This is a genomic window from Mesorhizobium sp. WSM4814, from assembly GCF_055811595.1.
In genome coordinates this window covers 582,713-607,422 of the sequence record NZ_JBVVQT010000002.1, presented here as the reverse complement: position 1 = coordinate 607,422, position 24,710 = coordinate 582,713, and the positions used below count along the sequence as shown (strand labels likewise).

Below are 24,710 nucleotides of genomic sequence, written 5' to 3'. Positions count from 1 at the left end.
CGCAATTTGAATTTGCGATTTTAGGCTTGGTGCCGACCGCTATGGATGTTCAGAAATTACCCTGTCGCCCACGTAACTTACATTCCGCAGCCGCCTCCCTGCGATAGGCTACGGTGGTTTCGGAAAAACACGAATTTGCGCCATGAGGATGGACGACGAACCGGCTGATAGACAAAGAGCGGTCTCGGCGGCGGTTCGTCGGTTCCCGCAATTTGAATTGGCGATCCATCGGCTGTTGGGCCGAAGTGAGGGCTTTCAGGATATGTGCGAGGAACTTGCAGAAGCGGAGCTGGCACTCTTGAGGATCGACAAGGTGCCGCCGGCATTGCGCGAGTCCAGACGAGCCGAATGGCAGGAACTGGTGGATCGGTTGGTTGGGGAGGTCGGAGCCGTGCTGCGCGCGGATGCCGCCCGGAAACCGCACGTCATTCCTTGGCCGCCACGCCAGAATTAAGCGGAGGCTGGCTTGGAATTTCTGTCTGGCAATCGACCTCCACAAATTATAGCAGCCGTGCTCCCGGCCCTGCTTGTCGTCACGGTAAGCCCCGATAGCGGACCCGACGGGCTCGATTCCGCACGGGAATTGCCCTGAAGTAAGCCCAGCACTGTCCGTCCGTGGCAGCCACGAACCAAACGAACCGCTGTCGACATCAAAAAAGATCGGAATCCGATATCCATTGGCTGAGCAGCGCGAATACAGATATGTTGTCACTGTGGGCGCGATCGCATCGGCCATGAAGTAAAAGACGGAACTAGAGGGGACTTCGATATGGGAATCATCCGAGCTCTCGTGTTGGCTTCGGCGGGAACAGCAGCAGCGTTGTTTGCGGTGCCGGCGATCGCTGCTGACGCTGCGACGCAACTTCCTGAAGCCGCGCCCGTGCCTGCTGAAGCCGTGCCGGCCTGGACCTTCACCGCAGAACCCTATTTCTGGATGGCAGGAATGAAGGGCAGGGTCGGCGTCAGGGGCCTGTCGCCGGTAGATATCGACGTCGATTTCGGCCAGATCTTCGACCACATCGATTGGTCTCCCCCGCCGGTCATGCTTGCCGGCGAGGCGCGCAATGGCCGCTACGCTCTTTTCACCGACTTCATCTACCTGGGACTCGAGGCCGATGGCACGTCGCCCGGCCCATTGGCTCTTTTTTCGGCCGAAGCGAACATGAACACGGTGGTGTGGACCTTCGGCGGCTCCTATCGGGTCGTCGACAATGGCACCGCGACCCTGGACGTTCTGGCCGGCGGACGGCTTTGGCACCTCGATGCGGATCTGACCGTTACTGGCCCTCTCGCCGTAAGAGAGGCCAGCGGCAGCAAGACCTGGGTCGACCCCATTATTGGCGTGGCCGGCGATGTTGCTCTCGGCAACGGTTTCGGACTCCATGGCGAGGCGGATGTCGGTGGCTTCGGCCTTGGCGCCGACATCGATTGGCAAGTGCAGGGCACGCTTCAATACCGGTACCGTGATTGGGTCACGCTGGAAGCGGGATATCGCTACCTTGCCGTAGACTACGACGACGACCGATTTGTGTTTGACATAGCAATGCAGGGACCAATCATCGGCGCCAGATTTCGGTTCTGATCGGATCTGAGCCTGGGACGACTTCCAACGGGAGAAGAGTTTGGGGAACTGTTTCGTGAGCCCGTCCAAAGTCAGGCGTATCAGCAACGTCTTGTTGGCATCGGCGTTGGTTGGCCTGCTGTGGGGGTGCGCGTCCCGTCCGACGAATGTGCTGCTGCCCGTGGCCGATACCTCGCCGTCCTCCAGCAAGGTGGAGATGCTGGTCGCAACGACACGCAGTCGTTCCTCCAATCCGGCACAAATGTATACGGGCGAGCGCGGACTGGCCCCCTCGTTCGCCGAAATTACGGTTTCGATCCCTCCGCCATCGGTCCGCAAGGTTGGAGAGGTTGCATGGCCCAAGAAGCTGCCATCAAACCCGGCGACTGATTTTGCAGTCGTGCAGGCCCAGGAATTGACGCTCGAGACAGCGAAGGGGTGGCTTAGCGCCTCGGTCAGGAAGAGCCCGGATCACAGCGTCCTCGTCTTTATTCACGGGTTCAACAATCGCTTTGAAGACGCGGTCTATCGCTTTGCGCAGATCGCAAAGGACACGGACACGCAGAGCGTCCCGATCCTGGTCACCTGGCCCTCCCGAGGCAGTGCGCTGGCGTATGGCTACGATCGTGAAAGCACCAACTACACGCGAAATGCGCTTGAACTGCTGTTCCAATATCTTGCCCGCGATCCCCAGATAAAGGAAGTTTCGATCCTAGCCCATTCGATGGGCAACTGGCTTGCGCTGGAAGGCTTGCGCCAGATGGCCATCCGCAATGGCGGCCTTCCGAAAAAGTTCAAGAACGTCATGCTGGCCGCGCCAGACGTCGACGTCGATGTGTTTCGCACTCAGATTGCCGACATGGGCAAACAGCACCCGCAGTTCACCCTCTTTGTCTCGCAGGACGATCGCGCGCTCAAAGTTTCGCGACGGGTCTGGGGCGATATCCCCCGGCTCGGATCGATTGATCCGGAACAAGCTCCATACAAGGAAGATCTCGCCAGCAACAACATAACCGTCATCGATCTGACGAAAGTCAAATCCGGAGATCCTTTGCATCACGGCAAGTTCGCCTCGTCACCGCAGGTCGTGCAACTGATCGGGGCGCGTATGGCCGGCGGCCAGACGTTGACCGACAACAGGATAGGCCTGGGCGACACCATCATTCACGCAACGACCGGTGTGGCGGCAGCGGCGGGCAGCGCAGCAGGGTTGGTGATTGCCGCACCCGTTGCAGCCGTCGATCAAAACAGCAGAGAAAATTTGGGCAATCACATCGGCGCCTTGACGGGTTCCCAGGCCAGCCAGAAATCGGGTGCAGGCAAGGAATGTGTTGGCTCCGCCACAAAAGATTGCAAGAGGTAGCCCCTCGGTTGGCCTGCGCGGCGTAATTTCGAGGTTCGTCTCCGGCTCCAAGTGGCTCGGCAAAACTGTGCCAGGGACCGCTAGAATTGCACAGTGTCACTGATCGTATCGAAATCTTCTCCACGGTCCCTTTGGTGCCGGATGCTTTGATGAATTCGCCGGAGCGAGAGCATCGTCGTGCGACGTGATCGGCTCGCAATCGATGCTCACCGTAATTTTGGCACGACTCCTCACACGCTCAGCAGCGGCTTTGTTGTTGCCCTGTTACGTGCTTGCCCACGTAAATTACATTCCGCCCCGGATCTTTGGGGCCTACCATCCATGCAGGAGCGAAAGAAGTAGTCTTCGAAGTATCACACTCGAATGGCTCTGATGCGAGATGCTGTCGTCTTGGACCGAACCATGGATGCGACAGCAGGGGGCGCAGGAAAGCGTATGATATTGCTCAGGGAGCCTCTGCTGCATTTTGCCGTCATCGGTGCGATCCTGTTTGGCGGCTATTCCTGGCTCAACGACAGGCGTATCGAAGCCACAGCCGCCGAGCCGATCCGGATCGGTGAAGGCGACGTGCGCTGGCTCAAGCAGACCTGGTCGAGCCAATGGCTGCGTGAGCCAACCGCCGATGAGCTCAAGGGTCTTGTCGACGATCTGCTGAATGAGAAAGTGATGGCGCGCGAAGCGCAGGAGATGGGCCTTGAGCAGGACGACACCATAATCCGCCGCCGCCTGGCGCAAAAGCTGAAATTCCTTGTCGAGGACACGGCCCAGCTTGCCGAGCCGACCGAAGCGGAACTGCGGCAGTTCCATGCCGCCAACTCTGCACACTTCGAGACGCCCGGAAAACTCTCGTTCAGGCAGGTCTACTTCAACCCGGAGCATCGCAAGGATGCCGCGGCGGACGCGACCGCCGCGCTGGGTGCGCTGTCAGCGAATACAGAGGACGGTTCGACCGCGGGCGACCGGCTGCTGTTCGGCGACAGCTTCGCCGATATCGACGAGTTGGCGCTGTCCGGGATGTTCGGTGCCGATTTTGCGCGCGCGGTGTTTGCACTCGAAGCCGGCGGATGGCAGGGGCCGATGAAATCCGGCTATGGCTTTCACCTGGTGCTCGTCACGCAGCGTACAGCGACCGCGCTGAAGCCCTTCGAGACGGTCAGGGATGCGGTCCTTTCTGAGTGGCGCTCTGCGAAGCAGACCGAGTTCAGCCGCGATTATCTGATCGGGCTGCGCAACAAGTATGGCGTCGAGCTGGACGACACCACGAAAGCGGTACTGGGGCCCGAGCCCGCACCGAAAGTGGCCACGCAATGAACCCGCTGGCCAAATGGTGTGCACTCGTCCGAGGTGCCCGCGCCGCGATGCAGTGCGTTCGGCCGGTCGTGCTGTCAGCGGCCATCGCCACGCTGTTCTCGGCGGTTGCATCGGCGCACGAGGTGCGCCCAGCCTATCTCAGCGTTCAGGAAGAGGCGCCGAACGAGTTCAGCGTGCTGTTCAAGACACCGATGCAGGGTGACGCGCGTTTGGCGCTGTCGGCAGCATTCTCGGGCAAGGTCGAGAACCTCACGCCGGTCGTCTCGCGCCCGACCGGCGACGCAATGGTGCAGACCTGGCAGATGCGCGCGGTCGAGCCGTTGGAAGACCAGGTGGTATCGATTGACGGCCTGCAAAACACGATGACCGATGCGCTGGTGCGCGTCGAGTTCGCCAGCGGCAACGTGTGGATCGAGCGGCTGACGCCCGGCGCACCGGAAGCGACGATTCCTGCAACGCCAAGCCGCTGGTTTACGGCCGCCACTTATTTCAAACTTGGCGTCGAGCACATTCTGTCAGGCTTCGATCATCTGCTTTTCGTGCTGGCCCTGCTCATCATCACCGAGGGCTCGTGGCGGCTCATCAAGACGGTGACCGCCTTTACCGTTGCGCACAGCATCACGCTCGCGCTGGCGACGCTCGGCTTTGTTCACATCCCTTCGCCGCCGGTCGAGGCGGTGATTGCGTTGTCGATCGCGTTCGTCGCCGTCGAGATCGTCCACGTACGGCAGGGGCGCAGAAGTTTAGCCGCTCGAGCACCCTGGCTGGTGGCATTTGCTTTCGGGCTTCTCCATGGCTTCGGTTTTGCCGGCGCCCTTAGCGAGATTGGACTGCCGGCGGGACAGATTCCCGTTGCGCTGCTGTTCTTCAACCTCGGAGTGGAAGTCGGACAGCTTCTTTTTGTCGGAGCCGTGCTTGCGCTGGTCGCACTGGGGGTTCGCAGGCGATCGCTGCCGGCCTGGCTGGATCTCGTACCGCCATACGCTATCGGCACGATTGCAATGTTCTGGGTGATCGAACGTGTGGCGGCCTTTTGAGATTGTCGGGAAGGGCGACATATGAACACCTCGCTCAGGGATCGGCGAACCGGGCTGACAAGCGCAGCACTGGCATCGCTGATGTGCATGATTGCCGCGGCGTTCCTGCTGACCGCCACGCCGGCGCATGCTTGTGTGCTCTGTATGCCCTATCCCAAGGTGACGAATGCCGACCAGGTTGTCGGGAGCGGCACGGCGGTTTTCGCGCGCGAGAACCCGGCAAGACCTTTCTCCTACGCAGTGCGGGAAACATTCAAGGGACGCTACGACGGCAGCGCCATCCCTTTGTTCCTCGATTCGACGACGGCGCGCGCCCTCCAGCTGTATCCGGCTCTCCAGGTTATTCTTGTCCAGAACGGTCCCGGCGGGGCCTGGAGGGCGCTTGGCATGGCGGGGCGCGAGTATCAAAGTGTAATGCGCCAGGTGGCGCAATGGGACAAGAGCTCGAAGACGCTGGCCGAACGCGCGGTGTTCTTCGCCACTTACCTCCGGCACGAAGATCGCAGGCTCGCCGAACTGGCCTTCCTCGAGGTCGCGCGCGCGCCCTACGCAACGCTGCGCGAACTCAGAACAAGAGTTGCGCGTGACGACATCTATCGAATCGTCAACGACTTGTTTCACGTCGAATGGCATGGGCTCTACATCCTCATGCTCGGCATGTCGGACCGCCCGGACGACATCGCCTTCGTTCGCGGAAAACTGAAGACCGCGGCGGAGTATGAGCTGACGATCAATCTCGGTGCCTATGCCACTGCGCTCATCGAAATGACCGGCGCGGACGGGGTGACGCGGCTCGCGGAAGAATACTTCGTCGAGCCGGGCCGAAGTAATGCTGAGATGCTCGAAATCGTGAAAGCACTGTCGGTACAGGGGACGGGCGGGGCAGTCGAACTGCGGTCCGCGATCATCGAAGCTTACGGTCGCCTGCTCGCGCATCACCCCGAGCTTGCCGGGAATGTCGCAAATGACCTGTCCAATTGGAAAGTGGTTCGTTTCGTGCCCCGGCTGCGTGAAATTCTGAATGCGGGCGTTGGCCTGGACGAAGCATCGCATTTCGCGATCGCCATGTACCTTTCAAGCGCTGATCAAGGCGGGAGTTCCAAGGCCGTGTTGACGCGGTCCGGTGGTCTCCGATGAACAGTTTTCCAGGGAATGATTGGCTTGGGCATGCACCAAACAGTTGGAGGAGGACTATGATGAGAACGCTCGGACTTTTGCACTTTGTTTCAGTCGCCGCTCTTGGAGCTGCAAGCATGACAGGCGCGCTGCCCGCTGCAGCGCAGGATTCCGGCACCCTGGACAAGGAAGCGGCAGAGAAGGTCTTTCCCGCCAAGAAGCCCTATTCGCCGGCGGCCGGCCGAAATTTCCCGACGCGGCCGCTGTTTGGCGACACGCATACTCATACCTCGTTCTCGATGGATGCCGGCGCTTTCGGCGCGCGCCTGGGACCACGCGAGGCCTATCGGCTCGGCAAGGGCCAGGAGGTGATGGCTTCGTCTGGGCAATTGGTGAAACTGTCGCGGCCGCTCGATTTTCTCGTCGTGACCGACCATTCCGACAATATGGGCTTTTTCCCGGATCTGCTTGCGGGCAAGCCGGCGCTTCTCGCCGATCCGCTCGGCCGCAAATGGTACGATATGGTCCAGTCGGGCAAAGGTGCGGAAGCTGCGATCGATATCATCACCTCCTTTGGCGCCGGCAAGTTCAAGGGCCCGATCCTCTATTCCCCCGACTCCGCCCCCTATCGCTCGGCATGGCAGGAAACCATCGACGCGGCAGAGGAAGCGAACGAGCCGGGACGCTTCACGGCGGTCATTGGCTATGAGTGGACATCCAACACGGGCGGCAACAATCTGCATCGCAACGTCCTGTTCCGCGACAATGGCGACCGCGCCAGCCAGGTCGTCCCATATACGGTCCTTCCTCCTGGCAGCGATAATCCGCGCGACCTGTGGAAATGGATGTCGGCCTATGAGGAAAAGACCGGCGGCGACGCGCTGGTGATCGCGCACAATGGCAACCTCTCGAACGGCCTCATGTTCCCGATGGTGGAACCGGGCATTAACAAACCCATCGATCGGGAATATGCCGAAACGCGATCCAAATGGGAGCGGCTTTACGAAGCGACCCAAATTAAAGGCGATGGAGAGACGCATCCTTTCCTGTCGCCGAACGACGAGTTCGCCAGCTTCGAGCGGTGGGACAAGGGCAACCTCGACCTGACGGTCGTCAAGACGCCCGACATGCTGGAGTTCGAATATGCGCGCTCGGCGCTGAAGAATGGGCTCAAGCTGGAGAAAGAACTCGGCATCAATCCATACAAGTTCGGCATGATCGGCTCGACCGATGCGCATACTGGGCTGGCCGCGGTCGAGGAGGACAATTTCTTCGGTAAGACATCGAGCAGCGAGCCCAGCGCCGAGCGGGCCACGCACCCGTTCATCAAGACCGAGAAGGCGACCATCATGGGCTGGGAGCAGACGGCGTCCGGCTATGCCGCGGTGTGGGCGACCGAGAATACGCGTCATGCCATTTTCGATGCGATGGAACGCAGAGAGACCTATGCAACAACGGGTCCGCGGATGCTGGTTCGCCTGTTTGGCGGCTTCGACTTCGTCGCCGCGGATGCCGATACCCGTAGCCCGGCGCTGGCCGGCTATACCAAGGGCGTGCCGATGGGTGACGATCTCACTGCCGCACCGGAAGGCAAGGCGCCGACCTTCCTGGTTGCAGCGCTGAAGGATCCGATCGGCGCAAACCTCGATCGCTATCAAATCGTCAAGGGATGGCTGGATGCTACCGGAAAGGTGCAGGAAAAGGTCTACGACGTTGCGTGGTCGGGCGATCGCAAGCCGGGCGCGGACGGCAAGGTGCCCGCTGTCGGCAGCACAGTCGATGTCGCCGACGCCACCTGGACCAACACGATAGGCGCCCCGGAACTGGTCGCCGTCTGGACCGATCCAGAGTTCGATCCGACGCAGCGGGCGTTTTATTACGGCCGCGTCCTGGAGATTCCGACGCCGCGCTGGACGGCCTACGACGCCAAGTATTTCGGAGTGAAAATGCCGCCGGAAGCCACGATGGAGATGCAGGAGCGCGCGTACACCTCGCCGATCTGGTACAATCCGGCCGGCTAAAGGAAACGCCGGTTTTTTGCTTGGCTGGCGTTGGGGCAGGCGGATCGCGCGCCGCCTGCCAAGACAGGAAGGCTCAAACATGCGACAAGCTCCTTCCTCAAAACGACCTGCCTGATTGTTGTGTTGCCGGTCTGGCTCATTGTTCTGGCGCTCATTCGCGCCGAGTCGGATCAAGTCCGCGATCGAGCCGCTGAGCCAGCAAGCCCCAGGCAGTCGCATAGTTAGGAAATCGCCCGACCACCCAAGGCAAACGCGTGGGAACGAGGCCCACCGGTATGCCGTCCGCGATCCGGTGGACTTGGGCACGACAGTCTTTCCGCGCAGGGGGATTGAACTTCCTTACTGCGGAGGCATCCGCCGGATCACCGTACCCTCGCGTGTTGAGGTTTTCGACCGCTCGTGCCTCGTTTCTTCGTCAACTACGGGTTGGTCCACGTAATTTACATACTGCGGCTGGCACTGCACGAATGCCGAGCCTAAGTTGCTTTGAATAACGTGGCGCAATGCCAGCGAGTATCGGCCAAAAGGCAAGAAAAGCATTTTCAGCGCAGCGCGTCGGTTCCCGATCTGTCGGTTGATGGACCGGACGCTTCTGTTCCCGAAAAAATGAGAAGACCGGCCGCCCCGCGGCCTGAACCGCTGTGAAGGATGAAAAGCCATGAAACACTACCTGAAATTGGCCGGCTCTATTGCGACCGCTGCACGCACGACGAGACTGCTTTGCGCCACCGCCGCGGCGGTACTGATCGGCATGAGCACCGCTTCCGCCGAAGCGCCGAAGATGAAGATGACGACGCCGATACCGGATTCCATCGTTACGCCGGAAAGTGTGGACACCAGGATTGGCAAACTGAATTTTTTCGATGGCTTCCCGGATGACGCCACTTCGGAGAAGATCTACGACAATCTCGATTTCATGCGCGGCGTCGATGCTTTTCTCAACGCCATGCCTGGTGCATCCGTCGAAGCTATGCGGGTTGGATTTGCCAGCCAGGGAGCCGACAACAACCAGACCATCCTGGTGTTCGAAAACCTGGCGGACTCGCATTCGCTGTTCCTGACGGCCAACACCGAAAGCATCTACAATCTCATGTGGCTGGACACCAAGGCTGGCCCGCTGGTCATCGAGACACCGCCCAATATCCTGGGCATGATCGACAACCACTGGTTCCAATATATCGGCGATGTCGGCAATGCCGGACCGGACAAGGGCAAGGGCGGAAAATACCTGCTTTTGCCGCCGGGTTACCAAGGCGAGATACCTGACGGCTATTTCGTGTTTAAGACGTCAACCTACGGAAACCTGTTCTTCTGGCGCGGCTTCCTCGAGAACGGCAGTACCGCCACTGCTGTCGAAAACACCAGGAAATTCGCCAAGGTTTATCCTCTTTCGGAAGCTGACAACCCGCCGCCGATGAAGATCATCAATTCTTCCGGCAAGGAGTTCAACACCATCCATGCCAATGATTTTCATTTCTACGAGGAAGTGAACGACATCGTCCAATACGAGCCGGAGGAGTCCTATCACCCGGAAGTGTTGGGACAACTCGCCGCCATCGGCATCGTAAAAGGCAAACCCTTCGCGCCGGACGAGCGGATGAAGAAGATCCTCACTGAAGCCGTGGCCGTCGGCAATGCGACAGCGCGCACCATTACCTTCAAGACTCGTATGAAGGACGCCTACTACTATCCGGACAGTGCCTGGTTCACCGGCTTTGTCGGCGGCAGCTACGAGTTTCTTCTGCAGCCCGGCGTTCGCTATCTGGATGCCCGTGTCCTGTTCCACTACTATGCGACGGGCATCACGCCGGCCATGGCGATAAAGCGCGTCGGCATCGGTTCGCAGTACGCAGGCGCCACGACCGACAAGGACGGCAAGCCGTTCGATGGCGGCAAGACCTATAAGGTGCATCTGCCGCCAAACATTCCGGCAAAGAATTTCTGGTCGTTTGTCTTGTATGACAACCAGACCCGTTCGATGCTGCAGACGGACCAGCAATTCCCCAGCATCGGCAGCGACAAGAAAGACATCGTGATCAACGCGGACTCCTCGGTCGATGTCTGGTTCGGCCCGACAGCGCCGGAAGGCCATGAGACCAACTGGGTCCAGACGGTTCCCGGCAAGGGCTGGAACGTTCTTCTTCGCCTCTATGGTCCGCTGCAACCATGGTTCGACAAGACCTGGAAGCCCGGCGAGATCGAACTCGTCCCGTGACAAGTGGATACGGTTGGCCATGGGGCGCGGATCCCATGGTCCCGCTGGCGCTCTTCTCATTTCAACGTCGGCGTCGAACTTGGCCAGCTGATATTTATTGCCGTCGTGCTGGTCGCCATTCATCTAGTCCAGCGCGTTTATAAATTGCCGCGGCAGGCGGTTGTCGCCTCAGCCTATGTCATCGGGACGATCGCAGCGTTCTGGAGCATTGAGCGCTTTGATTCAATGTTCATGTAGCGGGCGTGGAGCGCGATCCCAAGGGTACAATGAAATCCGAGCAGCGATCCGATCCACACGAAGACTCCGACCCGTGGTGGATGCTCGCCCCCGCTTCATGCCTTTCTCAGAAAGGACAGGCCGAGTTCGGATGACGTGGACAGGACCGCGCAGCTCTATGGCGTGTCGCTCACCGCCTCCAAGGGGGCCTTGCTCTTTTTCAGGATTTGGTTTGCCTGATGAGCAGCGGCCGCAGTCTCCCCGCCACCCTCGACGTGAACGGTGGGAACCGCGATCTTGATACCGTTCTCCTCGAAGGCCTTCTTGATCATCATGAAGGCGCGCCGCTTGATGCCGAATTGGGTCCCGGGCTTTGTCATCAGCTTCATCCTGAGAACGATCGCGTAGTCCCCGAAATTGTCGATGCCTTGCATCTTGAGCGGCTCGATCGTGTCAGCCGCAAATTCCGGGTCTGCCGCCAGCTCCTGGCCTATCTTCTTGATCAGCTTGCGCGCCAGGTCCACGTCGGAATCATAGGTCACGCCGATCGTGATCTTGTCCATCACCCAATCCCTGCTCATGTTCTGGACCGCCCCGAGTTCACCGAACGGGACGGTATAGATGGGGCCGCGATGATGCCGCAGACGCACCGACCGCAGGCTGAAGGATTCGACCGTGCCTTTGTAGCTGCCGCTCTGGATGTATTCACCGACCCGGAAGGCGTCGTCCATCATGTAGAACACGCCGCTCAGCACGTCCTTGACCAGGGTCTGCGAGCCGAAGCCGATGGCGATGCCGAAGATGCCGGCGCCGGCAATCAGCGGGAGTATCTTCACGCCGAGCCCAGCGAGGATCGTTAGCACGGTGACCGCGGCTATGAACACGGCAAGGGCGTTGCGGAATATCGGCAACAGCGTGCGCAGCCGGCCGCTGCGGGCCAGCTGGTCGGCGCTGCTCCCATCCGCCTGCGCGAGGTTCATGCGATATTCGATCAAGGCCTTCGACAGTTGCCAGAGCAGGTCGGCGATCAGCAAAATGATGATGCCGTGGAGCAGCCCGGTTATCAGGAAGCCGCCGGTTTCGCTGCCGGCGAGGCTCGCGGCCCTGATCCGCCAGATGTGGGCGAGCCATGCGACCGCCGCGGCAATGACCGCCGCCCTGGCGCCCCTGACAATGAGCACGTTGAGTGCGACGCCCATCGCGCCGCTGCGCTTCGACCTGCCGGCGAAGGCCTGTGCCGCGGCGCCGACGCCGCGCAAGGCTGTCGGCAGCACCAGGGCGAAAATCCCAAGCCACAGGACGCCGAGCAGGCCGGCGACCCAAGCCATCCAGAGCACGATCAGGGACAAGGTGAGAAACCATTGCTTGACCAGAGAGCCTCGCCCGTCGGGCCGTTGCCAGACGACCTCGATTGCGGTCGCCAGAACGCCAAGCCCGAACAGGAAGGCGGCGAGCTCTGCAGCCTCTTGAGAAAAGCCCAAGCCAGGCATGAGGCTGGCGATCGCCCAGCCGAACAGCAGGAACCCGGCCACAAGGCTGACACGCCACCGCCAGAAACGGGTCGAAGCTTCGCTTTCGAAAAGCCGAGTCGGCTTGTCCGAGGGGGCGCTTGTCGCACCGCCGAACGCAAACAGCAATCGGGCTGCCGCCCGAACGATACGGAACGCGATGAACGCAAGAAGCAGGGTCAGAATGATCCTGCGGAGCAAGGGTGGCCATCCGAGTGCCAAGAAAGAACCGGCGCTGGCGAGAGCAAAAGTCAGCAGGGCGACAGTCTCGAAGAGGACCGCTTGTCCGGCGTCTTCCTGAGCAACCGCGCTCCTCGTCCTGGCGAGCGCTCGTCGGACCGCCCACTCGGCTCCGAAACCGACCGCGATCAGGACCGCCAGGATGCCCATGACCAGCCCTGGCCTGCCGGAGTTCACGTCACGCGAGACAATTTCGGCGGCTCGCGAAAATTCTTCCGGCAGGCGCGGGATCGCGGCGCCGAGCGCACCGATACGGGCACGAATACCCGTCTCCACGCTCAAGATGTCCTCGGAAATCGACAGGCCGGGCTCGTCCGTGGCCGCTGGAATCTTTCCCTCGAGCCATGCCTTTAGTTGCGGATCGGACAAAAGCTCGAGGAACTGCTTTGCCTTTTCGGGCGGAAGGTCGGGGGAGGGCTGTTGAGCTAGCGAAGTTCCCTGCAAGAGCGCTAGCAAGAGCACGACGATAACTGGCAAGAACCCGAGCCGTAGCTTGTAATTCATGAGTGCCTCGAGTTTTGAATGCCGCAGCTGTACATATTGGCTCCTCGCCCTTTTATGGGCACTGTTCTGGCTGCATGCTACGTCTCCGGGCAGAGTGGCTGCAAGCTAAGGGCGCAGTCAAAATCCATCGGACTCTTTGTGCCCATAAAAGACCGGACAACGAGTCCCAGAATCGGACCTTCCTGCACGACATCGAGGAAACCGTCGTCGTTGCTGTAGTCGACGCCCAGTGCCCGGTACCCGATGACCGATGAGACGCGGTCGTTGAAACGATGGCCGATCGCCCCGGCGACATCCCAGTCGATGTCGGCTTCGCCGGCGCCGACGAGCCCCACCGGTCGACCTCGGGCCTGACCGAAGAGTTTCCGCGAAGACCGGCCATGGCATCCACCCAGGCTGCGCCGTCGCTTCACTGAAGGGGAAGTCGATGTCGACCGTCCACACCCTCCTGTCGCGGAATGCCTCATTTGCGGATCGCAAATTCGGCATGCGGCAGGCGTCGCTTGCCGCCGAATATCACTGCTCCCTGCCAGGAGTTTTGCCGTTTGCTGCCATAGCGCCATCCCTTATGCGCTAGAATGCGCACAGTCTTTTTGATGTTGCCAGTATCAGTATGTAAGTTACGCAGTCGCCCGACACTTGCGCTGGCCGAGCGGATTCCGTCCGTAGGTTACCGTTAATTACCTTCCGCCCCGAGCGGCAATAGGCGAACCTCACGAAGGGCGATTTTGTCGGGGGCATGTCTGAAGCGTCCTGCCACCAGTTTCGTCTCGTCGACAGAACGCGGAGCATGCCAGGGAACCGAAAACTCGGGTCATCCTGGAAAAGCGATACAGTCAAAGGAGGACGTCAGATGAGTGACAAGCAGGCGAATCCAGACCGACAACCGAACCGGCGCGACATTTTGCTGACCGGAGGATCTGTGCTCGCCATTTCGGCTGTCGCATCCGGAATAGCCACGAGCGCGAAAGCTCAAGCAGCCGGCGCAAAACCCAACATCCTCGTCATTTTCGGCGATGACGTCGGTTATTGGAACCTCAGCGCCTACAACCGGGGCATGATGGGCTATCGCACGCCGAACATCGATCGGATCGCCAAAGAGGGCGCGATCTTCACCGACCACTATGCCCAGCAGTCCTGCACAGCCGGGCGCGCCGCATTCATTACCGGCCAATCCTGCTTCCGCACCGGCCTGCTGAAGGTAGGCCTGCCGGGTGCCAAGGAAGGGCTGTCGGAGAAAGACCCGACACTTGCGGAACTGCTCAAGCCGCAGGGCTATGTTACCGGGCAATTCGGCAAGAACCATCTCGGCGACCGCAACGAGCATCTGCCCACCGTTCACGGCTTCGATGAGTTTTTCGGCAATCTCTATCACCTCAATGCCGAGGACGAGCCTGAGCATCCCGACTACCCGAAGAACCCCGAGTTCAAGGCCAAGTTCGGTCCACGCGGCGTGATGAAATGCAAGGCCAGTGCAACCGACGATCCTACCGAAGATCCGCGCTTCGGGCGGGTGGGTAAACAGGAGATCGAGGACACCGGTCCGCTGACGAAGAAGCGCATGGAAACTGTAGACGAAGAGTTCCTCGGCAGCGCGCTCAACTTCATCGACCGCTCGAACGCCGACGGGAAGCCGTTCTTCTGCTGGTTCAATTCGACCCGGACCCACATCTACACGTTTCTCAAGGAGGCCTCGAAGGGCAAGACCGGCTTGGGCATCTATGCGGACGCCATGGTGGAGATGGACGGCATGGTTGGCCAGCTTCTGGGCAAGCTCGATGACCTCGGCATCGCCGACAACACCATCGTCCTTTGGACGACCGACAACGGCGCGGAGGTTTTCTCGTGGCCGGACGGCGGCACCACGCCTTTCAAAGGCGAGAAGAACACAAACTGGGAAGGTGGCTACCGCGTGCCGTGCATGATGCGCTGGCCGGGCGTCATCAAGCCCGGAACCGAAATCAATCACATAACGTCACACGAAGATTTCGTGCCGACGCTGGTCGCAGCCGCAGGCGAACCAGACGTGACGGCCAAGCTGTTGAACGGATACGAAGCTGCTGGCAAGACGTTCAAGGTGCATCTGGACGGCTACAACCAACGCGACGTGTTGGCCGGCGAAGGCGAAGGCAAGCGCCACGAATACTTCTACTGGACCGATGACGGCAATCTCGCCGGCTTGCGTTACGAACGTTGGAAGATGGTCTTCCTCGAGCAGCGCGAGGAGGGGCTGGCCGTGTGGGAGAACCCGCTGATTCCGCTGCGGTTCCCGAAGCTTTTCGACATCAAGGGCGACCCGTTCGAACGGGCGCAGACGGACGCCGGGGAATACGACAGATGGCGTGTCGAGCACGCCTTCGCGCTCGTGCCGGCGCAGGCTTATGTCGCCAAACACCTGCAGACCTATGTCGAGTTCCCGCCGCGGCAGAGGCCCGGCAGCTTCGCACTCGACCAGGTCCTGGCGAAACTGCAGGAGGGTGGCAGAAACTGAGTCTTCGCTTTGAATAGGCCGCGCTCGCACTATCGGCAGGCGCGGCCTCCAGGCCAACTCGGAAGCAGGTCAATGGCAGTCGCAAACAACAATCCTTCGACCGAGACCATTGCTCAGAGGGCAAAGAACGAGCTGCGCGAGTACGCGCTCCTGTCCTTGTATCTATTCGTCTGCTTTGGTGCGCTCGTTCTCTACAAGGCAGCGATCCTTGGCGAGGAGGGCATCAGCTATCTGCCATCAGGCCTGGCGGCCATCAAGGCACTGATCCTGGCGAAGTTCATAATGCTCGGGCAGATGATTCGATTGGGCGACCGGCGCGGAGGAGGAAGAATCGCCTACGTCATAGCCTACAAGGCCTTGCTCTATCTGATCCTGCTTCTCGTTCTCTCGGTCATCGAGGAAGTCGTCGTCGGTTTGATTCATGGGCGATCGGTCGCCGCCTCGCTCGCTGAGTTCGGAGGCGCCAAGCTGCCTCAGACGCTGGCGACAAGCCTGATCATGCTGCTGATATTGATCCCCTATTTGGCGTCCAGGGAACTGAATGTCGCCCTTGGCGAAGGCAGGCTCTGGACGCTGCTGCTCGAACGCCGCGACGGACCTCGGTCAGCCGGTTTGGCAGCTGCCGCGAAAGAGCCAGGCCCAACGAACCCGAGCGATCACCCTTACCAGTGATCGCTTTTTGATGATGGCGCTCCTGATGGGCGCTGACCTACGGGAGACATCAAGCCATGACCAATCTTGCTTGCGCCGCGAAGCGCTACCTGGTGTCCATCCTCCTGTTGCTGGGGGCCGCTGCCTCTGCCACTGCGCAAGGCACCGATCAGCTACCATCCTGGAATGACGTCCAGTCCAAGCAGGCGATCGTCGCGTTTGTCGAACGTGTGACTGCGGAAGGCGCGGCGGACTTCGTGCCCGAAGCAGAGCGCGTCGCCGTCTTCGACAATGACGGCACGCTGTGGGGCGAGCAGCCGCTGTACTTCCAGCTCCTGTTCGCACTCGATCGGGTCAAGGCAATGGCCCCGCAGCATCCGGAGTGGAAGGACAAGGAGCCCTTTGCCTCGTTGCTCAAGGGCGACGTGAAAGCTGCACTCTCAGGCGGCGAGCCGGCGATCGTGGAGATCGTCATGACCACCCACTCCGGTATGACAACAGTGGAATTCGACCAGATCGTTCGCGAATGGATTACCACCGCCAAACACCCAAAGAGCGGCCGGCTCTACACCGAGATGGTCTACCAGCCGATGCTGGAGCTGTTCGCGTATCTTCGCGCCAACGGTTTCAAGACTTTCATCGTCTCCGGCGGCGGCATCGATTTCATGCGTCCCTGGACGGAGAAGGTCTACGGTATACCGCCCGAACAGGTCGTCGGCAGCAGTGGCAAGACCAAGTTCGAGATGCGCGACGGAACGCCGGTGCTCATGCGGTTGCCGGAAATCAACTTCATTGACGACAAGGCGGGCAAGCCTGTCGGCATCCACCAGCACATCGGTCGCCGGCCAATCGCGGCGTTTGGCAATTCGGACGGCGACTTGCAGATGCTGCAATGGACATGCTCGGGACCTGGCCCGCACTTTTGCCTTTATGTGCACCACACCGACGATGAGCGCGAATGGGCCTACGACCGCCAGTCGCACATCGGCCGTCTGGACAAGGGTCTCGACGCCGCAGCCGATTCTGGTTGGACGGTTGTCGATATGAAGAAGGACTGGAACCGGGTGTTCGCCTTCGAGAAGTAAGGATTCGGAGCAAGACGATGCGTCAAGTTGTGGAACGCCAGGCTCAATCTACACAGGTCGAAGAGCCATTCCTGAACATGGTGTGGATTCCCGGCGGGACATTCGTCATGGGATCGGACAAGCACTATCCCGAGGAGGCGCCGGCGCATAGGGTGGCAGTGGGCGGCTTCTGGATGGACGCCTGCACCGTCACCAACCGCGAGTTTGCTCGCTTCGTCGATGCAACTGGTTATGTCACCTCGGCCGAACGTCCGGTAAATCCCGACGACTATCCCGGAGCGAAGCCGGACATGCTGGCGCCATCGTCCGTGGTGTTCAGCAAGGCCAAACAGCGTGTCGATCTTCGCGATCACTACAATTGGTGGGTCTACGTGCGCGGCGCCAATTGGCGCCATCCGCGCGGGCCGGCGAGTTCGATCAAGCGGCTGGCCGACCATCCGGTCGTGCATGTGAACTTTGAGGATGCCGAAGCCTACGCATCGTGGGCGGGCAAGGAATTGCCCACCGAGGCTGAGTGGGAATTCGCGGCGCGGGGCGGGCTCGACGCGGCCGAATTTGTCTGGGGCGATGAAATGGCACCCGATGGCCGACACATGGCCAATATTTGGCAAGGTGAGTTCCCATGGCAGAATCTCTGCGAGGACGGCTACGAGGGGACGTCACCCGTCGCCTCCTTTGCCGCCAATGGCTACGGCCTCTACGACATGGCTGGCAATGTCTGGCAGTGGACCACGGACTGGTACCAGGAACACGGCAAGATCGACAGCCCGTGCTGCACGGTTGACAACCCCCGCGGTGCCAAACGGGACGACAGCCTCGATCCACGGCAGCCGCAGATCAGAATCCCGCGCAAGGTGATGAAAGGCGGATCGCATCTTTGCGCGCCCAACTATTGCCGGCGCTACCGCCCGGCCGCGCGGATGGCGCAGCCCGTCGACACGTCGACGTGCCATTTAGGTTTCCGCTGCATTGCACGCAGAACGTGACAAACACTGCCAAAAACGCCCGGCGCAAAGCCTGCCGGGACAGAGACAGACAGGGAGGATCGAAGCATGACGGGCAATGAGATGTTGAAGGTCGGCGCGGCGGCGCTGGCGCTGCTGCTTGCCGGGTTTGGCTCGGCGCATCCTGCCCTTGCACAAGAACAGGTCGCGGCGGCTGACGCTTCGGGTGATGCGACGACTTCGCCGGAGCCGCTGAGCGCCGACGAGATGGAGGTCCTGGTTGCGCGGATTGCGCTCTATCCGGACGAGCTGATCGCAGTGATCACTGCGGCAGCGCTCTATCCGCTTGAGATCGTCGAGGCGGCGCGCTTCCTCGACCGCTACGAGAAGGACAAGAGCCTGAAGCCGAAGGAGAGCTGGGACGGCTCCGTGGTGTCGCTGCTCAACTATCCCGGCATCGTCAAGATGATGAGCGACGACCTCGAATGGACGCAGACGCTCGGCGACGCCATCGCCTACCAGCAGAAGGACGTGCTGGTTGCCATCCAGCAGCTGCGCGACGAGGCGGTCGCCAAGGGCGTCATCAAGACCGACGACAAGATCCAGGTGGTCAAGGAGAACGACAATGTCGTCATCAAGTCGGCGAGTTCCGAAGTGATCTACGTCCCGCAATATCCGCCGCAGATGTTTTATGAGCCGGGTTACGTGTGGGAACCGATCCGCTATTATCCCGATCCTTACCCCTATTACTGGTATCCGGGAGCGACCTTCTTCGCCGGGGCGGTGACTGGCGCCATCTGGGCCGCCGCCGTCGACTGGAATGATTGGGGCGTGTGGGGCGGCCGCTGGAACGGCAACGACATCAACATCGACTGCAACAATTGCTTCAACAACCGCGACTTCAACGGCAAGATCAACCTCAACGACGTCGACTGGAAGAACATCGATCGCAGCAAGATCAACATCGACCGCAACCAGTTCAACAAGTTCGACCAGACCAACATCAAGAACCGGATCGAGAAGAATGGCGACAACGCCATCCGCGACCGCGCCCGCGACATCAAGAAGAACGACAAACTCGCCAACAGGGTGCCGGGCAAGACGGCCGCAACGAGAGATGTCCGCAAGAGCACGCTCGACGGGCTGAAGAGCCAGGGCGGTCAGGCGGCAAACAGGCCGGGCAACCGGCCGAACGTCAACCGTCCAGAAGCCAGGCCCGCCGTCGCCGACCGCCCCACCGCCAACCGCCAAACCGCCAAACCGGCAAAGATCAACCGCCCGGCCGGCAAGCCGAAACCGGCGGCAAGGGTCGACAATCGGCCGAAGAAGCCTTCGGGGCTTGGCAACGTCGATCGCGGAAAGGTGACCAAGGTCAGCTCCAACCGCGGCCACCAATCCATGGGTGGCGGCAGCCGTGGTGGCGGCCACAAGCAGATCAAGCGCGGCGGCGGCGGACGCCGGCGTTAACGGAACGGGAGGACCGGATCATGACACAGTTATTTAGCACCCCCCGTCACACGGGAGTATTTCATATAATCCTTCTCCACTCTGTCTGCGCCCTGGCACTTGCAGTGGGCATCGCTGTCTCGCAGCCAGCATTCGCGCAGGACGCGCCGCAAGCGCCGGAGATCACTGCGTTTGCGGCCGCTGCCGAGCCGCCCGTCTTCGACACGCCAGAAGCGGCTGTCGAGGCGTTCAAGAAGGCGCTGAACGATGCCGGCAACGGTGCGGTTGCGGCCCTTCTCGGCCTCGATGCGGAGAAGCTGAAGGCCGACGAGAACGCGGACGAGACGCTGGCGGCGATCAAGGAGGGTGTGGCCAAGCAGCTCGTCCTCGATGGCGAGGGCGACCGCCGCACGCTGCAGATCGGCGACAAGTTATGGCCGCTGCCTTTTCCGATCGTCAAGGGCGAGGACGGCAAGTGGGCTTTCGACACCTATGCCGGGCTCGAAGAGATCGTGAACCGGTATGTCGGCGAAAACGAGCTCACCGCGATCGAGACGATGCGCGCCTATGTCGATGCGCAAGAGGACTATGCATCGCAGGACCGCGACGAGGATGGCGTGGAGGAGTTCGCGCAGAAACTGATCAGCTCGGAAGGCGCGACCGACGGGCTCTACTGGCCTACCGACGACATCAACGGTGAGAGCCCGGCCGGTGCCAATATCGATCAGGCCGAGCTTGAGGACGCGGCCAAGGGCGAAGGCTATTTCGGCTACAAGTACAAGATCCTGACCGGCCAGGGCGACCAGATCGCCGGCGGCGCCTACGACTACGTCATCAACGGCAACATGATCGCCGGCTTTGGCCTTATCGCCTGGCCGGCCAAATATGGCGAGACGGGCGCAAAAACCTTCGCCGTCAACCAGCACGGCGTCGTCTACGAGGCGGATCTCGGGCCAGCCACCGAGCAGATCGTCAAATACATCGACCGCTTCAATCCGGACGATACGTGGCAGGTCGTGGGCGACTGAGAGAAATGGATCAAAAGCCGGGTTATTTTCGAGTCGATCGGCAAAACCCTGCGCTGTGGCAGAAGAGGTGGTATGGAATTGAGCTTCGCATTCATGGCCAAGCCCGGCCACCAGTCCGTCGTCAGGCTTGCCCAGCAGAAAGCCGCCCAGACCGCACAGGGTGGCGAACAGGAAGCGGCGATCATCAGGCAGCGCCTGATATTTTGGAGTGATGGCAATGTCCGAAGCGATGCATCCCCTAGCACCCCATCATCTGCCGGGCTTTATTGTGGCTCCGGGAGAGACCGATGTTCTCTTCACCGGAACGGTAATATTCATCATCGCACTGCTCATGATGCTTGGCAGCCTGTATTTCTGGCTCCATTCGCTGCCTGAGCGCATCGCGCATGGGGCCAGCCAGGTCCAGTTTCAGTTGGTGGCGGTTCTGGCGTTGCTCGCGCTGTTCACTCACATCAATGTGTTCTGGGTTGCGGCATTGCTGCTTGCGATCGTTCCCATTCCCGACTTCTGGACGCCGTTGTCCACCATGGCTGAATCGCTTTCCAGGATGGCCGCCGACAGGCGCCAGGCGCCCGCACCTGCAGCATCTGCGCCGGAAGCAATTGCTGCGGGATCGCCGCTGTCGGTGAACGACGCGCCATTTTCCCAGGTGCGGGTTGTGGAGCTCGAGGCTCCATCCACGCCGCCCGACGACCAACACCGTGTTCCAGCAAACGAGGAGCGCCGGCCATGATCGAGTTACTGCTATGCTCAGTCGTGACGATCCTGCCCGATTTTCTCGTCCGGCGTTTTGTCCAGGGAAAGAGGATCGGACGTGAGATCACGCTCTATTCGGTGTGGTATGAACTCCGTTATGGCATAACCGCCTGCCTGGGACTCACCATCGTTCTCCTGACGCTGATCCTTTATTACCATCCATCGACAACCAGCGCCGTTTCTTTCTTTCGCACGGTGCCCATTCTTCCCGAAGGCTCCGGCCGCGTTGAAGAGGTCTATGTGGGTCTCGGGGAAAAGGTGAAATCGGGACAGCGGCTCTTCAAGCTCGGCAGTTCGACCCAGGAAGCCGCGCTTGAAACTGCGCGGCTGCGTGTGTCGGAGATAGATGCGGCGCTGGAGTTGGCGAAGACCGAGTTGGTGACGGCCGATGCCCGGATCCAGGAAGCGCAGAGCGCCTATCAGCAGGCCGTGGACGAACTCGCGACCAGAACCGAACTTCAGAGGCGAAACTCCGGTACGGTTGCGCAACGGGAGATCGAGAAGCTTCAGAATATCGTCGATGGTCGCCAAGCCGCGGTGTCTGCCGTCCTGGCTAGCAAGCAGTCCGTCGAAGCCCAGATCGCTTCGGTACTGCCGGCGCAGAAAGCCAGCGCCGAGGCAGCACTTGCCCAGGCGCAGGTCGAACTGGACAAGACGGTCGTCTATGCGGGAGTGGACGGAACGCTCGAGCAGTTCACGCTACGCAAGGGAGATATAGTCAATCCTATCATGCGGCCCGCGGGAGTGCTGGTTCCCGCGGAGGCAGGCAGGCGGGCGCTTGTGGCGGGCTTCGGCCAGTTGGAGGCGCAGGTCATGAAGGTAGGCATGGTTGCCGAGGCCACCTGCATCTCCATGCCGATGACCATCATCCCGATGGTTGTGACCGAGGTGCAGGATCTTATCGCAACCGGCCAGGTGCGCGCGTCGGATCAACTGATCGACGCTCAGCAAGTGGTCAGGCCCGGGACGATCACCGTCTTTCTGGAACCGCTTTTCCAGGGCGGGTTCGAAGGCGTTCCGCCGGGAAGCAGCTGTATTGCCAATGCGTATACCAACAACCACGACCGGCTGTCCGAAGAAGGACTGAGCACCTCGAAATGGCTGTTTTTCCACGTCATAGACACGGTCGGGGTCGTGCACGCCGTCATCCTTCGAATTCAGGCGCTGCTCCTTCCGGTACAGACGCTTGTCCTCTCCGGGCACTGAGAACCACGTCGGCAGCGGCCTGCCGACCCTTGCGAGATCGCCGACGTGGGCGTTGAGGCCGATCACGGTGAAGAAGTAGACGAGCAGGATGTCGCGCGCCGTCAGGTCGAAATCGACCTTGATACCGGAGAAGAGATAGACCAGCCCGATCGCACCGCGAACTTGGCCTTCGCCAGCCGCGCCCCTTCACCGCCGTCGCAAAAATTCCAGCTTCAGCCGGTTGATCTGCTCCGCGGTCCATCCCCGAACGTCCGTCACTTCGATCCAGGCATCGAGGTAATGCTCCGGCGCATAGACATGCCCGTACCCCATCGGGGCCGTTGTGGCCATCGCCATGTCGACGGTGAGCTGGAGAAGCGTCACGACCGGATACCATTTGAGCTCGGGAGACACGTCGGAACCGCGCGGCCCCGCCATCCATTCCGGCTGTCGGTACAGGGACCGGTAGTCGAAGAACGTCACCGGGTCGCTCGCATATTGAAGATAGACGATCCGCATCGGTCCCCAATGTGCGTCCGGGATCGCCAGGCCGTTCTCCTGGCTCGTGAACCGCACATACGACCCGTCCCTGAAGCGCGGCAGCCAGGCTGGCGATCCTCGCTCGCGGTCGTCGGTGACGGAACGCCAGATCCTGCTCGGAAATGGCGGGCCGCTCCAAAGTGCCCCCTGATACGGGTCGCCGATCACTTCGAACAACTCGGCGGATTTCTCGGAGCTCAAGGCGCCAAGGCTCAGCCCATGCAAACAGAGCCTGGGGCGCCTTTCCTTGGGAAGCGTGGTCCAATGCGCGTAGACTTCCGCAAACAGGGCGCGAGCTGCCTCGGCGCCATAGCCGGGCTCGACCAGGAGGGACAGCCAGCTTGTGAGATACGAATACTGCATGGCGACGCTCGCGACGTCGCCGCCGTGGAGATATTCGACGGTGTCCATTGCAGCAGGGTCTATCCAACCGGTGCCTGTCGGCATCACCACGATCAGCACCGAGCGATCGAATCCGCCGACGCGCTTGAGCTCCTCGAGGGCGAGCTTTGCGCGCTCCTCGGCTGTCTCCGCAGACCGCAATCCGACATAGACGCGGATCGGCTCACGCGCATCCATCCCCAGGAACGAGCCTAAATCCTTGCTCGTCGGCCCGGTCGCGATGAACTCCCGTCCCGCCCTTCCTAGCTCATCCCACTCGATCAGCGAGGTATCGCTTCCGGTCTTGCCGGGGTCGGCAGGCTGTTGGGTCTCGGGCTCGATCAGTTCATCGAATGCCCGGAAGGACGAATCCGCGGCATGGAGCGCAACCCTGAAGAAAACGCCGTTGACCACCGTCCAGAATAACGCAGCCGCAGCGGCAATGCCGATCACGTATGACACGCGTTTCGGCACGATCCGGCCAAGCATTCGCGAGATGAACAGGAACGTGACCTGAAACAATCGCGCCAAGAGGATCAAGAGCACGAAGGTCAGCAACGCGATCAGACCGACCTTCAGGGGGTGCGCAGTCTCTACCGGCTCGAACCTCATGTGCTGCCGGATCGAATTTTGCCATTCCGAAGCCTGCCAGAGAAACGCCACGGCAACCAGGATGCAGGTGGCCGCAGCGACGAGTTTGATGGCCCGCAAGATGCGGCCGGTGGACTTGGGCAACTCCAGGTAGTCGGCCAGCCGGCGCCCGAACACGCCAAGCCCATATCCGGCCGCGAAAGAGCATCCGGATAGAACGCCTTGCGTCACAAACTTGCGTGAAGCAGCGTAGGGGTGAGCGAGGCCGCAAAGAAGAGTGTTCCGAACAGCAGGCCAGCGGCTGAGAAGGAACGCCAGAACCTGAAGATCCAGAATAGCCTCATTGGAGCAGCCACGTGCGATCGCTGGAATGCTTCGAGGCAGCTTGCCGTGCAAGATACGTCGGCGCAACCCGCATGCGCGGGCGACGCCACGAACTCGATACCAATCTGGAGCAGTCTTTGTTCTGGAGCAGTCTTTCCAAACTTTAGGGGTGCGGTCGCTCGCCGTTCACCGCGCG

General features: G+C 60.8%; 18 protein-coding genes and 3 pseudogenes. 17 read left to right on the top strand and 4 right to left on the bottom strand.

Annotated features, from left to right (window positions below):
• Window positions 1-142 precede the first annotated feature (142 nt).
• The 3 genes from AC0L2V_RS06245 (at window position 143) to AC0L2V_RS06235 (ending at window position 2,924) form a co-directional block, all read left to right on the top strand.
• Window positions 143-454 carry a hypothetical protein gene (locus tag AC0L2V_RS06245; RefSeq protein WP_473493192.1) on the top strand — a complete coding sequence of 104 codons (312 nt, stop codon included), beginning with the start codon at window positions 143-145 and terminating at the stop codon, window positions 452-454.
• A 366-nt stretch (window positions 455-820) separates the two neighbouring features.
• Window positions 821-1,582 (top strand): porin family protein, encoded by a 762-nt coding sequence (locus AC0L2V_RS06240; protein WP_473519672.1) that lies wholly within the window; start codon window positions 821-823, stop codon window positions 1,580-1,582.
• Between the two features lie 79 nt (window positions 1,583-1,661).
• The gene (locus tag AC0L2V_RS06235) at window positions 1,662-2,924 is read left to right on the top strand and encodes an alpha/beta hydrolase (protein ID WP_473519700.1); all 1,263 of its coding nucleotides are present in this window, start codon (window positions 1,662-1,664) and stop codon (window positions 2,922-2,924) included.
• An 88-nt stretch (window positions 2,925-3,012) separates the two neighbouring features.
• Here the strand turns inward: AC0L2V_RS06235 and AC0L2V_RS06230 are convergent.
• Window positions 3,013-3,123, bottom strand: a pseudogene (locus AC0L2V_RS06230) (mechanosensitive ion channel domain-containing protein); the annotation flags it as partial.
• Window positions 3,124-3,359: 236 nt separating this feature from the next.
• Here AC0L2V_RS06230 and AC0L2V_RS06225 point away from each other — a divergent pair.
• The 6 genes from AC0L2V_RS06225 (at window position 3,360) to AC0L2V_RS06200 (ending at window position 10,861) form a co-directional block, all read left to right on the top strand.
• Window positions 3,360-4,235 carry a peptidyl-prolyl cis-trans isomerase gene (locus tag AC0L2V_RS06225; protein WP_473519671.1) on the top strand — a complete coding sequence of 292 codons (876 nt, stop codon included), beginning with the start codon at window positions 3,360-3,362 and terminating at the stop codon, window positions 4,233-4,235.
• A gap of 47 nt (window positions 4,236-4,282) precedes the next feature.
• Window positions 4,283-5,272, top strand: coding sequence for a HupE/UreJ family protein (locus tag AC0L2V_RS06220; protein ID WP_473519699.1), 990 nt, complete (start codon window positions 4,283-4,285; stop codon window positions 5,270-5,272).
• Window positions 5,273-5,293: 21 nt separating this feature from the next.
• On the top strand, window positions 5,294-6,409 hold the full coding sequence (locus AC0L2V_RS06215) for a hypothetical protein (protein WP_473519670.1): 1,116 nt from the start codon (window positions 5,294-5,296) through the stop codon (window positions 6,407-6,409).
• Between the two features lie 116 nt (window positions 6,410-6,525).
• Window positions 6,526-8,409, top strand: a complete 1,884-nt coding sequence (locus tag AC0L2V_RS06210) for a DUF3604 domain-containing protein (RefSeq protein WP_473519669.1) — start codon at window positions 6,526-6,528, stop codon at window positions 8,407-8,409.
• 658 nt (window positions 8,410-9,067) lie between these two features.
• Window positions 9,068-10,624, top strand: a complete 1,557-nt coding sequence (locus tag AC0L2V_RS06205; protein WP_473519668.1) for a DUF1254 domain-containing protein — start codon at window positions 9,068-9,070, stop codon at window positions 10,622-10,624.
• Window positions 10,625-10,627: 3 nt separating this feature from the next.
• Window positions 10,628-10,861 (top strand): hypothetical protein, encoded by a 234-nt coding sequence (locus AC0L2V_RS06200; RefSeq protein ID WP_473519667.1) that lies wholly within the window; start codon window positions 10,628-10,630, stop codon window positions 10,859-10,861.
• Window positions 10,862-11,016: 155 nt separating this feature from the next.
• Here the strand turns inward: AC0L2V_RS06200 and AC0L2V_RS06195 are convergent, their stop codons facing one another.
• Entirely contained in the window at window positions 11,017-13,092 is a 2,076-nt protein-coding gene (locus AC0L2V_RS06195; RefSeq protein ID WP_473519666.1) for a mechanosensitive ion channel domain-containing protein, read from the bottom strand.
• Between the two features lie 152 nt (window positions 13,093-13,244).
• Window positions 13,245-13,501, bottom strand: a pseudogene (locus AC0L2V_RS06190) (hypothetical protein); the annotation flags it as partial.
• Between the two features lie 444 nt (window positions 13,502-13,945).
• Here AC0L2V_RS06190 and AC0L2V_RS06185 point away from each other — a divergent pair.
• The 8 genes from AC0L2V_RS06185 (at window position 13,946) to AC0L2V_RS06150 (ending at window position 22,699) form a co-directional block, all read left to right on the top strand.
• The gene (locus AC0L2V_RS06185) at window positions 13,946-15,583 is read left to right on the top strand and encodes an arylsulfatase (protein WP_473519665.1); all 1,638 of its coding nucleotides are present in this window, start codon (window positions 13,946-13,948) and stop codon (window positions 15,581-15,583) included.
• A 72-nt stretch (window positions 15,584-15,655) separates the two neighbouring features.
• Window positions 15,656-16,255, top strand: coding sequence for a hypothetical protein (locus AC0L2V_RS06180; protein ID WP_473507686.1), 600 nt, complete (start codon window positions 15,656-15,658; stop codon window positions 16,253-16,255).
• Window positions 16,256-16,311: 56 nt separating this feature from the next.
• On the top strand, window positions 16,312-17,319 hold the full coding sequence (locus AC0L2V_RS06175) for an HAD family hydrolase (RefSeq protein WP_473519664.1): 1,008 nt from the start codon (window positions 16,312-16,314) through the stop codon (window positions 17,317-17,319).
• Window positions 17,320-17,336: 17 nt separating this feature from the next.
• Window positions 17,337-18,305, top strand: a complete 969-nt coding sequence (locus tag AC0L2V_RS06170; RefSeq protein WP_473519698.1) for a formylglycine-generating enzyme family protein — start codon at window positions 17,337-17,339, stop codon at window positions 18,303-18,305.
• A 66-nt stretch (window positions 18,306-18,371) separates the two neighbouring features.
• Complete coding sequence (locus AC0L2V_RS06165) at window positions 18,372-19,730, top strand: DUF3300 domain-containing protein (RefSeq protein ID WP_473519663.1); 1,359 nt, start codon at window positions 18,372-18,374, stop codon at window positions 19,728-19,730.
• A gap of 20 nt (window positions 19,731-19,750) precedes the next feature.
• Window positions 19,751-20,737: a DUF2950 domain-containing protein gene (locus AC0L2V_RS06160; protein WP_473519662.1), complete on the top strand. Its 987-nt coding sequence runs from the start codon at window positions 19,751-19,753 to the stop codon at window positions 20,735-20,737.
• Between the two features lie 217 nt (window positions 20,738-20,954).
• Window positions 20,955-21,470: a hypothetical protein gene (locus AC0L2V_RS06155; RefSeq protein WP_208602475.1), complete on the top strand. Its 516-nt coding sequence runs from the start codon at window positions 20,955-20,957 to the stop codon at window positions 21,468-21,470.
• Entirely contained in the window at window positions 21,467-22,699 is a 1,233-nt protein-coding gene (locus tag AC0L2V_RS06150; RefSeq protein WP_473519661.1) for an HlyD family secretion protein, read from the top strand. The genes AC0L2V_RS06155 and AC0L2V_RS06150 overlap by 4 nt, the downstream gene beginning before the upstream one ends.
• Before the next feature lie 186 nt (window positions 22,700-22,885).
• Here the strand turns inward: AC0L2V_RS06150 and AC0L2V_RS06145 are convergent.
• Window positions 22,886-24,534: pseudogene (locus AC0L2V_RS06145) on the bottom strand (alpha/beta hydrolase).
• Window positions 24,535-24,710 lie beyond the last annotated feature (176 nt).

What these genes read in the sequence shown, in the direction of transcription:
- AC0L2V_RS06245 (WP_473493192.1), top strand. Translation starts at nt 143, where the DNA reads ATGAGGATGGACGACGAACCGGCTGATAGACAAAGAGCGGTCTCGGCG.
- AC0L2V_RS06225 (WP_473519671.1), top strand. Translation starts at nt 3,360, where the DNA reads ATGATATTGCTCAGGGAGCCTCTGCTGCATTTTGCCGTCATCGGTGCG.
- AC0L2V_RS06220 (WP_473519699.1), top strand. Translation starts at nt 4,283, where the DNA reads ATGCAGTGCGTTCGGCCGGTCGTGCTGTCAGCGGCCATCGCCACGCTG.
- AC0L2V_RS06215 (WP_473519670.1), top strand. Translation starts at nt 5,294, where the DNA reads ATGAACACCTCGCTCAGGGATCGGCGAACCGGGCTGACAAGCGCAGCA.
- AC0L2V_RS06210 (WP_473519669.1), top strand. Translation starts at nt 6,526, where the DNA reads ATGACAGGCGCGCTGCCCGCTGCAGCGCAGGATTCCGGCACCCTGGAC.
- AC0L2V_RS06205 (WP_473519668.1), top strand. Translation starts at nt 9,068, where the DNA reads ATGAAACACTACCTGAAATTGGCCGGCTCTATTGCGACCGCTGCACGC.
- AC0L2V_RS06195 (WP_473519666.1), bottom strand. Translation starts at nt 13,092, where the DNA reads ATGAATTACAAGCTACGGCTCGGGTTCTTGCCAGTTATCGTCGTGCTC.
- AC0L2V_RS06185 (WP_473519665.1), top strand. Translation starts at nt 13,946, where the DNA reads ATGAGTGACAAGCAGGCGAATCCAGACCGACAACCGAACCGGCGCGAC.
- AC0L2V_RS06180 (WP_473507686.1), top strand. Translation starts at nt 15,656, where the DNA reads ATGGCAGTCGCAAACAACAATCCTTCGACCGAGACCATTGCTCAGAGG.
- AC0L2V_RS06175 (WP_473519664.1), top strand. Translation starts at nt 16,312, where the DNA reads ATGACCAATCTTGCTTGCGCCGCGAAGCGCTACCTGGTGTCCATCCTC.
- AC0L2V_RS06170 (WP_473519698.1), top strand. Translation starts at nt 17,337, where the DNA reads ATGCGTCAAGTTGTGGAACGCCAGGCTCAATCTACACAGGTCGAAGAG.
- AC0L2V_RS06165 (WP_473519663.1), top strand. Translation starts at nt 18,372, where the DNA reads ATGACGGGCAATGAGATGTTGAAGGTCGGCGCGGCGGCGCTGGCGCTG.
- AC0L2V_RS06160 (WP_473519662.1), top strand. Translation starts at nt 19,751, where the DNA reads ATGACACAGTTATTTAGCACCCCCCGTCACACGGGAGTATTTCATATA.
- AC0L2V_RS06155 (WP_208602475.1), top strand. Translation starts at nt 20,955, where the DNA reads ATGTCCGAAGCGATGCATCCCCTAGCACCCCATCATCTGCCGGGCTTT.
- AC0L2V_RS06150 (WP_473519661.1), top strand. Translation starts at nt 21,467, where the DNA reads ATGATCGAGTTACTGCTATGCTCAGTCGTGACGATCCTGCCCGATTTT.